This is a genomic window from Kribbella sandramycini (genome assembly GCF_013131805.1).
Taxonomy (GTDB): Bacteria; Actinomycetota; Actinomycetes; order Propionibacteriales; family Kribbellaceae; genus Kribbella; species Kribbella sandramycini.
In genome coordinates this window covers 384,939-397,764 of sequence record NZ_JABJRC010000008.1, presented here as the reverse complement: position 1 = coordinate 397,764, position 12,826 = coordinate 384,939, and the positions used below count along the sequence as shown (strand labels likewise).

The following is a 12,826-nucleotide window of genomic DNA, read 5'->3' as shown; positions in this document are numbered from 1 at the left end:
CCCATGACGTCTGCCGAGCCGTTGCGACTGGATTTCCTGCCGTGGGAGTACAAGCGGACCGCCTCCGCCGCCGAGCGCGAAAGTCAGCTCGCCCGCCAGGCGCGCCTCACCGGAGCGGTCGAGCTGGCCGCTGACGTGTACGTCGCCGAGTCGGCCGCCGTCTACTGCGACGAGCTCCGGCTGGGGGAGCGCTCGTACATCGCCGCCCACGCCTACGTCACCGGCTCGATCACCCTGGGCTCGGACTCCACCATCAATCCGTTCACCACCGTCCGCGGCCAGGTCACCATCGGCGACGGCGTCCGGATCGGCGCCCACACCTCGATCCTCGCCTTCAACCACGGCACCGCCCCCGGCGAGCCCATCTTCCGCCAGCCTCACACCGCCCGCGGCATCACCATCGCCGACGACGTCTGGATCGGCTCCGGCGTCACCATCCTCGACGGCGTCACCATCGGCCCGCACACCATCATCGGCGCCGGCGCCGTCGTCACCAAACCCATCCCCGCCCACTCCATAGCCGTCGGCAACCCCGCCCGCGTTGTCCGTTCCCGGAATGGTTCTTCGAAGCCTGTTGCCGGAATTTCTTCTCGGCTGGCGGACTTTGCTGCGCGGGCTCGGGAGCAGGTGGACGCCGTGCTCGCGCGCTCCTGGGACGGCGAGCGGTTTGTCGACCGGCCGGGGACCGACCTCCCGCCTGCGGTCCGGCCGTGGTGTGACGCGGTGGAGATCGCCGACCTGCTGGTCCGCCGGACGCCGTCCGGCCACACCCGCGACGACCTCGTCCGCCGGCTCCGCGCCCGCCAGGACCCGAAGACCGGACTGGTCGCACCAGGAGACCTCTCCGACGCCGGCCTCGACGTCCCCTCCGACCACGAACTCGCAGTCCTGCAAGGCGAAGCGCCGTACCACGTCCTCTGCGTCGGCTACGCCCTCCAGGTCCTCGGCAGCGCCTTCGAGCACCCGATCGACACCACCTTCACCACCGCCCAGCTCAACAACTTGCCCTGGGCAAGGAATGCCTGGTCGGCCGGCGCCGCGATCGACGCCCTCGGCACCGCGATCGCCCGCAATCACCACGACCACGGCGAATCCGGCCCCCTGGAGCAGCTGATCGGCTGGCTGACCATCAACGCCGACCGCACCAGCGGCGCCTGGGGTGCACCCCACCCCGACGACGGCTGGCTCCAAGTGGTCAACGGCTTCTACCGCCTCACCCGCGGCACCTACGCCCAGTTCGGCCTACCGCTCCCATACCCCGAACAAGCCGTCAAAACAGTCCTTGCCCACAGCAATGACCGCCGCATGTTCACCGGCGACAACTACAACGCCTGCAACGTCCTCGACGTCATTCACCCACTCTGGCTCGCCCGCCGCCAAACCTCGTACGGCGCAGCGGACGCCACCCGCTGGGCCGAACACCAACTGACCGCCATCCTCGACCGCTGGATCGACAACGCCGGCTTCGCCTTCGCCCCCGACGGCACCGACACCCGCGCCGTCCCCGGCCTCCAAGGCACCGAGATGTGGCTCTCCGTCATCTGGCTACTGGCCGACTACCTGGGCCACTCCGAAGCCCTCGCCTACCGCCCCCGCGGCGTCCACCGCCCAGAACCACTCATCACTCTGTGAACCAGCCGCTCGCGGTCGGCTGCTGGTGCAGCCGGCCGACGTAGTGGTCGAAGAAGATCCGGGACATCAGCTCGCGGCGGCTGGAGACGTTGACCTTGTCGAAGATCGCCTTCAGGTGGTCTTGAACGGTGTACGGCGAGAGGTGTAACCGCTTGGCGATCTCAGCCGTGCTGCCGCCGCTGAGCACTTGCTGTACGACCGTCTGCTCCCGCTCCGTCAGTCCGTAGGCCTCAACGACCAGCGGGATGATGTCCGCCGGCCCGGCGACGGAGATCGTCACAGCGACGTCCGTCGTCAGCCCCTCCGGTCCGCGCACTCTCGCGCCGTGCAAGGTCAGCCATTCGCCCGCCAGGCTGCGGATCCGCATCTCCGGAACCCACTGACCGCCGTCACCACGAGCCGCCGCCAACACACTCCCCACCGCCACCGGCAGCCGCGACCACAAGTCACCGCCCAACTGCCGGAACCGCTCCTCAGCCGCCTCGGTCGCCGAAACGACCTGGTCCGCCGCGTTCAGAATCACTACCGCCGCTGCGGACGATCGCTGCGCCCGCTGGAGGTCGCCAACGATCAGACCGCGCCGCAGTCCGCGAGCCAGCACCGCCTCGATCCGGTGCATGAACGCCGCCTCACCCGGCGAGAACCCGCTCCGCCCATTCGAGCGGTACAGCGTGACCACACCCCACATCCGCCCACCCGACCGCAGCGCACCCCGCATCTCGTGCGGTATATCGCTCTTCGAGAGCAGCTCCCGATACCGCCGACTCAGCTCCGGCTTCCCCTCGGTCGCCTCAGCCAAAATGCTCACCCCGACCGGCCGATGCGCCAGGTCCACGAAGTGGTTGTAGTCCGGCGCCCCGTACTCGGCTTGCACGAACGACTCCGTACTCATCTCCTCCAGATCGTGCATCACCGCCCCACACAACAAGTTGGTCGCCGGATCCGACGTCCCCATGCACAACGAGTCGAACGGGATCGCCTGCGCCAGCAGCTCCGTCGCCGCCCGGCAGAAGTCGTCCCACCGCAGCCCGGCATCCGCCGCCGCCTCCAGCCCGGCGTACGCCGATTCTGCGCGGTAGGTCTTCATCCGGCGAGCCAGCCGTGGGCGTCGAGCGGGTTGTCGAGGCGGCCGGCGTAGTGGTCGAAGAAGATGCGGCCCTGGAGTTCGCGGCGGCTGGAGACGGACGTCTTCTCGAAGATGGCCTTGAGGTGGTCTTGGACTGTGTAGGGCGACAGGTGTAGTGCCTTGGCCATTTCGGCTGTGCTGGCACCGGTGAGCACTTGCTGCACGACTGTGCGCTCCCGCTCGGTCAGCCCGTACGCCGCGACTACCAGCGGGATGATGGCGGCCGCACCGGCGTTCTCGATGGTGACTGCGATGTCGGAGGTGCGTCCGTTCGGTCCGCGCACCGGTGCGGCGTGTACGGACACCCACTGGCCGTTGCGGGCGCGTAGGCGCACCTGCGGGAGACTCGGCTGTCGGCCGCGGGCTGCAGAGACGACGACCAGGACAGGTGTCGGTAGCTGCGACCACAGGTGGCCACCGAGCTCGGCGATCCGTTCTTCGGCCGCATCGGTTGCTGAGACCACCTGGTTGGCCGCATCGACGATCAGTACGGCGGCGCCCTGCGTGGGCTGCGAGCGCGCCAGTTGGCTGGCGATCAGACTGCGCCGGATGCCGGTGGTCAGCAGCGGTTCGAGGCGATGCATGAAGTCGGCTTCGCCCGGGGAGAAGCCGGAGCGGCCCTGGTACCGGTAGATCGTGTAGAAGCCCCACATCTGCGTGTCCGCGCGTAGCGTGCCGCGCATCTCGTGCTCCAGCCCCACCGTCGGTGCGATGACCCGGTACCGCTCGCTGAGCTCCGGCCGGCCCTTGGTCGCCTCGAACAGGATGCTCACGCCGACCTCGCGCCTGGCCAGGTCGGAGAACCGGTTGACGTCGTCGGCGCCGTACTCGTGCAGCAGGAACTGGGCCTCGTCCACCTCCTCCAGACCGGACTTGACCCGCCCGGTCAGCAGGCCGGTCGCCGGGTCACTCGGGCCCAGGCAGATGCCGTCGTTCGGCACTGCCCGGTTCAGCAGCTCGATCGCGGTCTGGGCGAAGTCCTCCCAACCGAGGCCGGCCATGGCGGCAGCTTGCAGTCCTGCGCGTGCCGACTCCGCGTGGTAGGTCTGCATGTTCTCAGTGTGACCCGGCGCCACCTCGGTTGGCATCCCAGAAAGCTGGGGAGCGAAGACCCCCACACTCCTGGGATACCGAAGTGTGCCCGAACGGGTCACCGTGGTTGCCATGGTGCAACTGCTGTGTCCGGCCGCGGTGACGGCCGGGGCCTACCGCGGGCTGTGACGCGGATACCCAGAAAGTTGGGATACCGCCCGGGCAGGCGCTGTCCGAGGGTTTTCCCATGATCGAGGAACTCCGCGACGTGCTGTCCGGGCGGCTGGTCACACCGGCCGATCCGGACTGGGGGACGGTCCGGCCGGCCTGGAACCTGACCGTCGACCAGCAACCGCTGGCCGTGGTCGAGGCGGCCGGACCAAGTGATGTCGAGCACGCGGTGGCGTACGCCGCTGCGCACGGCCTGAAGGTCGCAGCGCAGGCAGGGGGGCACGGCGCGACCCGTGCGCTCGACAACACGATCGTGGTCCGGACGAACGCGCTGGACGACGTGTGGGTGGACTCCCATGCGCGGATCGCCCGGGTGGGGGCCGGCGTCCGGTGGGGCACGTTGCAGTCCGCTCTGGACGGCACGGGCCTTACCGGGCTGCCGGGATCGAACGGGGACATCTCCGTCGTCGGCTACTGCGTCGGCGGCGGTCTGTCCTGGTTCTCGCGGCCGTACGGGTCCGGAGCGAACAGCCTGCGGGCAGCAGAGATCGTCGACGGGGCTGGGGCCCGCCGATGGATCGACGACTCCACCGACCCGGATCTGATGTGGGCGCTGCGGGGCGGTGGCGGAAACCTCGCCGTCGTGACGTCGGTCGAGGTGGAGCTGCATCCGGCGCCTGCGATCGTGGGTGGGCGGTTGATGTTCCCGATCGAGGAGGCCGCGGCGGTGTTGACGGCGTACGCGAAGGCGACGCCGCTGGCGCCGGAGCAGGTGACGCTGTGGGCGTACCTGGCCCACTACCCGCCTGCGATGCAGCTGCCGGAGGCGATCCGTGGCAAGTCGTTCTGCATGATCGACGCGGCCGCGCCGTACGAGCCGGAGGCGCTGGAGGAGATTCTGGCGCCGATCCGCGCGGCTGGGACCGTACTCGTCGACACGATCGGGCCGCTGCAGTCAGGTGACGTCGTACAGATCACGCAGGAGCCGCTCGCACCGGCCGCGATCGCGCTGACCACCAGCACGTTCGACGAGCTGACGCCGGAGCTGGTCGCCACCCTGCTCGAGTACGCCGGGCAGCCGTCGCTGATCTTTCAGGTCCAGCTGCGCCATCTACGGGCCAGTGAGGAGGTCCGGCATCCGGGGATCGCCTCGGCGGATCCGCAGGCGCAGTACATGCTGCTGGCGGCGTCCGTGCTGCCGGTGCCGGAGCTGCTCGGTTCCGCCCGGCAGGCACTGGCTGCGCTGAAGGAGGCGGTGTCGCCGTGGCATGCCGGCGACCTGCCGCCGACAGGGCTGTCGTCCTGGGGAACACTGCAGGACAGCTTCACCGAGCCGGACCTCGCGCGGCTGCGGGAGGTCAAGCAGCGGGTCGATCCAATGGGGACGCTGATCGGTAACTACCCCCTGCCCTGATCGGTCCGGAGCGGGGGTCCATTAACCTGAGCCGGTGGATCCCCGCACACGCCGCCTGGTGACGACGCTCGTTCTGGTCGCGCTGGTCGCGATGGTGGTCATCGCGGCCCTCGTCCGGTGAACTAACCTTCTGGCGCATGACCTCCACCACGACGCGGTCGTCGTACCTCATGCGCGCGGGTCTGGTTCGGAACGTGCGGTCGGGCGAGCATCTGACCACGTTCGTGGTGTCCGGCGTGGCGACGGTGCTGATCACCCGCCTGTTCCTCAGCTTGAGCGGCTACCCGCAGATCGGCGGAAAGGGCCTGCACATCGCGCACGTCCTGCCGGGCGGCGTGCTGATGCTGATCGCGATCTCGCTGCTGCTGGCGTACGTCGGTCCGGTCGTCCGGCCCGCCGCCGCACTGGTCGGCGGGATCGGGTTCGGCCTGTTCATCGACGAGGTCGGCAAGTTCGTCACCTCCGACAACAACTACTTCTACAAGCCGACGGCGGCGATCGTGTACGTCGTCTTCGTGCTGATCGTGCTCGCCAGCCGGTTCCTGAGCACTCGGCGGCCGATCGACCCGCGCGAAGAGCTGGCGAACGTGATCGACCACGCGGTCGAAGGCGTGGCCGGTGGGCTGTCCCGGCAGCGGCGGGGCCCAGGCCGCCGAACTGCTTCGCGACGTCGAGCCGAAGGTGCAGGGCCGACGCGAGACCGAAGCGCTGCTGGAGGCCTGCCCGCATGACGAGGTGGAGCTGGCCGCGCCGGTCGATGCGGCCTGGCGGGCGTTGCAGCGTGGGTTCGAGCGGCTGGCCACGCACCCGAAGGCGCCGGTGGTGGCGGTCGTCGTCCTGACCATCCAGGCGATCGGCGCGCCGCTGATCGCGGGTGTGGTCAACGCCGGTGTGACCGGGTTGTCGGTGACCGGCGTCACGGTCGGGAGTTTGCTGTCCGCAACCTTCACGTTCCGCGGCTGGCTGCAGCTGCGGAAGGGGAACCGGGCGCGGGCGGTGCGGTTGTTCGAGCTCGCGGTGCTGGTGTCGTTGCTGATGACGCAGGTCTTCCAGTTCGCGGGGACGCAGTTCGCGGCCGCGGGCGGGATGCTGCTGGACCTGGTGCTGCTGGGGCTGTTGCGCGCCGAGCGGGACCGGATGCAGCGCGAGGCGGAGCTGGCCAAGAAGGAGGCGGCCGCGACGACTCCGCTCGGCCTGCCGCCGGACCCGGCCGCGCCGCGATTCCCCGAGGACCCGTCGGACCCCGTCCGCGACTGAGGTTTTCCACAGATTGCGAATCGGCCGTCGAAAGGGGGCCGGATCGCGGCATCTTCTCCGGTGACATATCGACCGGTGGCCGTGGAGCGGCCACCTCATGACACGGAGAGACCCACGATGCTGCGAGTGATGCTCGAGGACGCCGACTACTGCGATGTTGCGGCTGACCTGATGACGTTCGACGAGGAGGCGGTCGTGTTCTGGCGGGAGGGCGAGGAGGTCGGCCGGCACCGCCAGGCGCGGATCCGCTCGCTGGAGCTGCAGGACAGCCGCTCGATGACGCGGCGGATCCGGGCGGCCCGGCGCAGCCACCCGAACGCGTTCCGCCCCTGGACGGCGGCGGACGAGCAGCTGCTGACCGATCTGTTCCACGAGGGCGCGGGGAAGGAGCGGATGATGGAGACCCTCGGTCGCCAGGAGGGCGGGATCGCGACCAGGCTGCGCGCCCTCGGCCTCCTGGAGGAGGACGCGAAGCTGCTGTGAGCCGTCCGGGGGGTGCTGGTGGCGGCTGCGAAGCTGCGGTGAGCTGCTGCTCCGCCACGCGCCGTAGGCGAGACCCTTTTGTGATCAGCCGGAGCCGTCGGCGACAATGGCGCGATGCAGGCAGAGGTGGTTCCCGGCGTACTCGACGAGCCGACCGCGCAGGCGGTGGGCGAGACGGGGGCGTGGGAGGCGATCCGGGCGGCCCTGCTCGACCGGTCCGGCCTGGTGCGCGCGGTCGCGTCCGGTCGGCGGCGCGGGCTGGATCAACCGCCGTATCAGCGCCTCGAGCTGCGATACGTCGATCTCAAGGGGCAGCGGCATCTGCAGCTCACCGAGTACGACGAGCGGCAGGCCCACACGCGGAACGTCCCGGCCGCCGAGGCAGCTGCGCTGGTCGGCGAGCTGCTGACGCTCCCGTACGGCACCTGGCATGTCGAGACCACGACGGAGACGCTGCGGCTGCGCTACACCAAGAAGGGCAAGGAGCTGCTGCACCGGCAGGCGGAGAGCCGGGAGCAGGTCACCGGCCACGACCGGGTGAAGCAGCGGGTGCTCGACCCGGCGGCGCCGTTCCTGGTCGAGCTCGGGATCAGCGACCACCAGGGCCGGGTGAAGCCGTCCCGGCAGGCGAAGTACAAGCAGATCGAGGAGTTCTGCAAACTCCTCGAGCCTGCGCTCGAGGAGGCGCTGGGGGCGGGCCGGATCGCGACCGGCCGCCCGCTGCAGGTGGTCGACCTCGGCTGTGGGAACGCGTACCTGACGCTGGCGGCGTACCACCTGCTGACCGCGGCCGGGCACGACGTCCGGATGACCGGTGTGGACCACAATCCAGCGGCCCGCACCCGGAACACCAAGGTCGTCACCGCGCTCGGCTGGCAGGAGCACCTGCGCTTCGTCGACGCCACCATCCAGGGCGCCGAGCTCGACGTCCAGCCGGATGTCGTGCTCGCCCTGCACGCGTGCGACACCGCGACCGACGACGCGCTGGCCCGGGCGGTCCGCTGGGAGGCGCCGCTGGTGCTGGCAGCTCCGTGCTGTCATCACGACATCCAAAAGCAGCTCAAGAGCGTCTCACCACCGGCGCCTTATGCGCTGATGACCCGATATGGCATCGTTCGTGAGCGGTTCGCCGACATCCTGACGGATACGTTCCGTGCGGCGGTGCTGCGACAGCTCGGATACCGCGTGGAGGTAGTGCAGTTCGTGGACAGCCAACACACCCCTCGCAACCTGCTGCTCCGAGCTGCCCGGACGAACGCACCCGTCACCCCCGACCTGGTCGCGGACTACGACGCCCTCGCCGCCACCTGGCAGGTGCATCCGCGGCTTGCGCAACTGCTGCTGCCCGCCCGGCCGGCGCCGGCGGAGGTGGTCTCGTGAAGGTTCTCCGGCGCGCGCTCCTGCTGACCGCGGCAACCTGTCTCGCGGGGGCCGGAGCGGTGCTCCCGGCAACCGCCGGGCAGACGGCTGCGACCGGGGAGACCGCGACCGCGGCCGACCCGACGCCGGCGGCGCCGAAGAAGCTCTTCACGATCAAGGACAACCGGCTGGAGGAGTCGTCCGGGCTGGCGAAGAGCGCGAAACACGACGGCCTGTACTGGACGATCAACGACTCGGGCGACTCGGCGCGGGTGTTCGGGGTGGACACCACCGGTGAGGTGCAGGTGGTGCTCAGGTTCAACGCCCAGGTCCGGGACGTCGAGGCGATCGCGGTCGATGCGGACGGCACGATCTACGTCGCCGATATCGGCGACAACAACGCCACCCGGGACATGATCGAGATCTACACGATCCCGGAGCCGGAGACCCTGAAGGACGCCGAGAACGTCCGCTACCACCGGTACGACTTCAAGTACCCCGACGGCGCCCACGACGCCGAGACGCTGCTCGTCCAGCCGCAGACCAACCGGCTGTTCATCGTCACCAAGACGACCAAGAAGACACCGGCCATCTACGCGGCCCCGCGGTCGCCGTCCCGCCAGGGCACCAACGAGCTGACCAAGTACGCGTCGGCGCCCAAAGGCCAGTACACCGACGGCACCTTCCTGCCGGACGGCGAGCGCATCGTCCTCCGCTCCTACACCGATGTCTCCACCCTCTCCTGGGGCACGACGCCCGCGCTGGTCGCGCGCGGCCCCGTCCCGCTGGCCCAAGGTGAGTCAGTTGCCGTCGGCGCCGCCGACAACACCCTCCTGGTCGGCAGCGAAGGCGCCAACTCGATCGTCTACCAGGTCCCCGTCCCCGCCAAAGCAGGCACCGGCTCCCCGCCCGCCACCGCCACCCCCAAACCCACCAGCGGCGCCCCCGACTCCGGCGCCACCCCCGCCGAGAAGAACCACTCGCTCCGCTGGATCCTCATCGGCGCCGCCCTCTTCGCCATCGTCGTCACCGCCCTCACCTTCCCCCCAGGCCGCCGCGAACGCCTCGACCGCATGGCCGAAAACGCCCGCCTCACCGGCCAGCCCCCCACCCCCACCCCCACCCGCCGCCGCCACAGCGCCTGACCCCCACCCGCCCTGCACAGACTCCACGCGGCTTCCGCCCAATCCCCCGCGTAGCGGATGGCACCAAGGACAGGTGGTAGTTGCCGGATCGGGTGGCCGGTGAGCTGGGTCAGGTGGGCGGTGAGGTGTACGTAGGTGACTACGTCCTGTTGTTCGTGTCGCGCTCGTGTTGAGGCCGCACGGGATCGTGGCCGCGAAAACGAAACGACCGCCGGTGGAGACCGGCGGTCGTTGGGATTTGGTGCGGGTTACTTGAGTTTGTCGACGATGTAGTCGATCGACTGGGTGAGTTTTTCGACGTCGTCGGGGTCCACGGCGGGGAACATGGCCACGCGGAGCTGGTTGCGGCCGAGTTTGCGGTAGGGCTCGGTGTCGACGATGCCGTTGGCGCGCAGGGTCTTGGCGACGGCGGCGGCGTCGATGGAGTCGTCGAGGTCGATGGTGCCGATGACCAGCGAGCGGGCGTCGGGGTCGGTGACGTACGGCGTCGCGTAGTCGGACTTCTCGGCCCAGGTGTAGAGGCGGTTGCTGGAGTCGGTGGTGCGGGCGACGCTCCAGTCCAGGCCGCCCTGGCTGTTGATCCAGTCGGTCTGCTCGGCCATCAGGAAGAGCGTGGACAGCGACGGGGTGTTGTAGGTCTGGTTCTTGCTGGAGTTGTCGACCGCGGTCGCCAGGTCCAGGAACGCGGGGATCCAGCGGCCCGAGGCGGTGATCTCCTCGACCCGGGCCAGCGCGGCGGGGGACAGGATCGCGATCCACAGGCCGCCGTCGGAGGCGAAGCACTTCTGCGGGGCGAAGTAGTAGGCGTCGGTCTCGGCGATGTCGACCGGCAGGCCGCCCGCGCCGGACGTCGCGTCGATCGCGACCAGCGCGCCGGCGTCCGCACCCTCGACGCGCTTGATCGGCGCCATCACGCCGGTGGAGGTCTCGTTGTGCGGCCAGGCGTACAGGTCGACGCCGGCCTCGGCCACGGCGGCCGGGCGGCTGCCCGGGTCGGCCTTGACCACCGTCGGGTCGCCCAGGTGCGGGGCGAGCTGCGCGGCCTTCGCGAACTTCGAGGAGAACTCGCCGAAGCTCAGGTGCTGGCTCTTCTCCCGGATCAGCGCGAACGTCGCCACGTCCCAGAACGCGGTCGAGCCGCCGTTGCCGAGCACCACCTGGTACCCGTCCGGCAGCTTGAACAGGTCCGCGACGCCCTGCTGCACGCGCGCCACCAGGTTCTTCACCGGCGCCTGCCGGTGCGACGTCCCCAGCAGCTTCGCGCCCTCCGTCGCCAGCGCGGCAACCGCCTCCGGCCGCACCTTCGACGGCCCGGCCCCGAACCGCCCGTCAACAGGCTTCAGCTCATCAGGAATGACAATGTCGCTGGTCACCAGCGTGTCCCTTCGTCGTCTGGCAATACAAGCGCCGACGACGCTGTCAGCACCCACATCCTCCCACACTCCCACGATCCCCCCGCCCCGGGTCTCACCTCGGCGGGAGTGTGCGAGCCCGGCTACTCGTGTTTGCGGGTCAGGTGTTGGGTGCCGGTGAGGAGGGCTACGGGGCCGGTGGGGGTTTCGGTCCATTGGCCGCAGGCGCCGCCGCCTTCGGCGGTTTCGAGGGGGAGTTCGGCGCCGTTCATGCGGAGGGCGGGGTGGTAGTAGGAGGCGACGGCTTGGGCTTCGCCTTGGATGTAGTGGCCGATGAGGGCGCGGCGGAAGCGGTCGGGGGTGGTGTTGGGGGCGGAGCCGTGGACGAGGGCGCCGTGGAAGAAGAGGACGTCGCCGGGGGACATCGGGACCGGGGTGGCGGGGTCGGCGGTGGGGAGCGGGACGGTGACGTCGGTGAAGCTGACCGTGGTGTCGGCCTTCTCGGTGCACAGGATGGGCCAGCGGTGGCTGCCGGGGACGACCTCGAGGCAGCCGTTGGCCTGGTCGACGGGGTCGAGGGCCATCCAGGCGGCGATACAGGTGCCGGGCTCGGCCTTCAGGTAGAAGTTGTCCTGGTGCAGCGCCTGGCCGCGGGATCCCGGCGGTTTGAAGTAGATCATCGTCTGCACCGCGTACGGCGACCGGCCGAGCAGCGCCGTCATAACCTGATCGAGCCGGGCGTCGATCAGCCAGCGCAACGAGACCTCGTCCCACCGGTGCATCTGCGCCATCCGCGGGTACCGCCGCAGCGGGTCCCGGCTGCCCGACTGGACGCCGACTTCGTCGTTCTCGTACGACCCGCGCTTGCGCAGCACCATGTAGTGGTCGCGCAACGCCTCGGCCTCGCCGGCGCTGAACAGCCCGCGCACCACCGTGTACCCGTCCTGCGCGAACTCTTCCCGCTGTGCCTTGAACGAATCACTCATCGCCGTCTCCCGCGTATTGTCGTCAATACGACAAGTCTCCAGTCCACAAGCATCAGCAGCCACAGAAGATTCACGCGAGGAGTTGCACTTTTGACGCAGCCACTCCAGATCACCCGCCTGTCGCCCCCGACCTTCTGGCGGTGTGAGCCGAGCTGGTCCTGGGAGTCGCCAGTACAGGCCGACCACCTGCTGTGGTGCGTGCTGGACGGCCGCGGCCACCTAGAGCTGGACGGCGCACACCAGGAGCTCAGTCCCGGCGTCTGCGCGCTCTTCCGGCCAGGCGACGCGCCCCGCGCCACTCACGACCCGCACCGGCGGTTGCTGGTCTTCGGCATGCACTTCGAGGCCCCGAACGCCGCCGTCCCTGAGCCGCGCTGGGGTGACGTGCAGGATCGCGAGCTGCTCGGCGTCCTCGCCAGGACGAGCGATTCGGCGTACCGGCGCGGTGACGCACTCGGCCGCCGCCAGGCCGAGCTCTGCCTCGAACAGCTGATCGGCCTGATCTGGGACGCCGTCCACAACCCCGGCCGCGCCGTCGCCGACACCGCCGTGGACGAGATCGCCCGCCAGCTCCGCCAGGACCCGGGGCGGGAGTGGAGCGTGGCCGAGATGGCCGGCAGCGCAGCCCTGTCGCGGGCGCAGTTCACGCGCAGGTTCGTTGCACAGCTCGGGATGTCACCCGCGCAGTACCTCATCCAGGCGCGTATCGACCGCGCCCACCAACTGCTCACCGAGAGCGGGATGACGGTCGGCCAGACCGCCACCGCCCTCGGCTACACAGACGTTCCGTACTTCAGCCGCCAGTACAAACAACGCACCGGCCGCACACCCAGCCAGGACAAGAAGTAGGGCGTGTCTGACAATCCCCC

At 69.7% G+C, this 12,826-nt stretch carries 12 protein-coding genes; 8 read left to right on the top strand and 4 right to left on the bottom strand.

Annotation, left to right across the window (positions count from 1 at the left end; genetic code table 11):
• Nucleotides 1-3: 3 nt before the first annotated feature.
• Nucleotides 4-1,632 carry an acyltransferase gene (locus tag HPO96_RS29955; protein WP_171677708.1) on the top strand — a complete coding sequence of 543 codons (1,629 nt, stop codon included), beginning with the start codon at nt 4-6 and terminating at the stop codon, nt 1,630-1,632.
• Here HPO96_RS29955 and HPO96_RS29950 read toward each other — a convergent pair.
• Complete coding sequence (locus HPO96_RS29950; RefSeq protein ID WP_171677707.1) at nt 1,622-2,719, bottom strand: helix-turn-helix transcriptional regulator; 1,098 nt, start codon at nt 2,717-2,719, stop codon at nt 1,622-1,624. The genes HPO96_RS29955 and HPO96_RS29950 overlap by 11 nt on opposite strands.
• Nucleotides 2,716-3,810 (bottom strand): helix-turn-helix transcriptional regulator, encoded by a 1,095-nt coding sequence (locus HPO96_RS29945; RefSeq protein ID WP_171677706.1) that lies wholly within the window; start codon nt 3,808-3,810, stop codon nt 2,716-2,718. Before HPO96_RS29945 ends, HPO96_RS29950 begins: the two co-directional genes overlap by 4 nt.
• A 227-nt stretch (nt 3,811-4,037) precedes the next feature.
• Between HPO96_RS29945 and HPO96_RS29940 the strand changes: the two genes are divergently transcribed.
• From HPO96_RS29940 to HPO96_RS29920, 6 genes are all read left to right on the top strand, one after another.
• On the top strand, nt 4,038-5,375 hold the full coding sequence (locus HPO96_RS29940; protein ID WP_171677705.1) for an FAD-binding oxidoreductase: 1,338 nt from the start codon (nt 4,038-4,040) through the stop codon (nt 5,373-5,375).
• A gap of 137 nt (nt 5,376-5,512) precedes the next feature.
• Nucleotides 5,513-6,106, top strand: coding sequence for a hypothetical protein (locus tag HPO96_RS38610; RefSeq protein ID WP_238355634.1), 594 nt, complete (start codon nt 5,513-5,515; stop codon nt 6,104-6,106).
• On the top strand, nt 5,994-6,632 hold the full coding sequence (locus HPO96_RS38605; RefSeq protein ID WP_238355633.1) for a hypothetical protein: 639 nt from the start codon (nt 5,994-5,996) through the stop codon (nt 6,630-6,632). The genes HPO96_RS38610 and HPO96_RS38605 overlap by 113 nt, the downstream gene beginning before the upstream one ends.
• A gap of 117 nt (nt 6,633-6,749) precedes the next feature.
• Nucleotides 6,750-7,115 carry a hypothetical protein gene (locus HPO96_RS29930; protein WP_171677704.1) on the top strand — a complete coding sequence of 122 codons (366 nt, stop codon included), beginning with the start codon at nt 6,750-6,752 and terminating at the stop codon, nt 7,113-7,115.
• Between the two features lie 114 nt (nt 7,116-7,229).
• Nucleotides 7,230-8,495 carry a class I SAM-dependent methyltransferase gene (locus HPO96_RS29925; RefSeq protein ID WP_171677703.1) on the top strand — a complete coding sequence of 422 codons (1,266 nt, stop codon included), beginning with the start codon at nt 7,230-7,232 and terminating at the stop codon, nt 8,493-8,495.
• Entirely contained in the window at nt 8,492-9,619 is a 1,128-nt protein-coding gene (locus tag HPO96_RS29920) for a hypothetical protein (protein ID WP_171677702.1), read from the top strand. Before HPO96_RS29925 ends, HPO96_RS29920 begins: the two co-directional genes overlap by 4 nt.
• Before the next feature lie 248 nt (nt 9,620-9,867).
• On the opposite strand, the gene serC is transcribed toward HPO96_RS29920, so the two are convergent.
• Nucleotides 9,868-10,992 (bottom strand): phosphoserine transaminase, encoded by a 1,125-nt coding sequence (serC, locus tag HPO96_RS29915; protein WP_171677701.1) that lies wholly within the window; start codon nt 10,990-10,992, stop codon nt 9,868-9,870.
• Nucleotides 10,993-11,114: 122 nt separating this feature from the next.
• A complete protein-coding gene (locus tag HPO96_RS29910; protein ID WP_171677700.1) occupies nt 11,115-11,957 on the bottom strand; it encodes a phytanoyl-CoA dioxygenase family protein in 843 nt (280 codons plus the stop codon).
• Between the two features lie 90 nt (nt 11,958-12,047).
• On the opposite strand from HPO96_RS29910, the gene HPO96_RS29905 reads away from it, so the two are divergent.
• A complete protein-coding gene (locus HPO96_RS29905) occupies nt 12,048-12,806 on the top strand; it encodes an AraC family transcriptional regulator (RefSeq protein ID WP_171677699.1) in 759 nt (252 codons plus the stop codon).
• Nucleotides 12,807-12,826: the final 20 nt, after the last annotated feature.

Coding starts and splice junctions, on each gene's coding strand:
- HPO96_RS29955 (WP_171677708.1), top strand. CDS start 4: ATGACGTCTGCCGAGCCGTTGCGACTGGATTTCCTGCCGTGGGAGTAC.
- HPO96_RS29950 (WP_171677707.1), bottom strand. CDS start 2,719: ATGAAGACCTACCGCGCAGAATCGGCGTACGCCGGGCTGGAGGCGGCG.
- HPO96_RS29945 (WP_171677706.1), bottom strand. CDS start 3,810: ATGCAGACCTACCACGCGGAGTCGGCACGCGCAGGACTGCAAGCTGCC.
- HPO96_RS29940 (WP_171677705.1), top strand. CDS start 4,038: ATGATCGAGGAACTCCGCGACGTGCTGTCCGGGCGGCTGGTCACACCG.
- HPO96_RS38610 (WP_238355634.1), top strand. CDS start 5,513: ATGACCTCCACCACGACGCGGTCGTCGTACCTCATGCGCGCGGGTCTG.
- HPO96_RS29930 (WP_171677704.1), top strand. CDS start 6,750: ATGCTGCGAGTGATGCTCGAGGACGCCGACTACTGCGATGTTGCGGCT.
- HPO96_RS29925 (WP_171677703.1), top strand. CDS start 7,230: ATGCAGGCAGAGGTGGTTCCCGGCGTACTCGACGAGCCGACCGCGCAG.
- HPO96_RS29910 (WP_171677700.1), bottom strand. CDS start 11,957: ATGAGTGATTCGTTCAAGGCACAGCGGGAAGAGTTCGCGCAGGACGGG.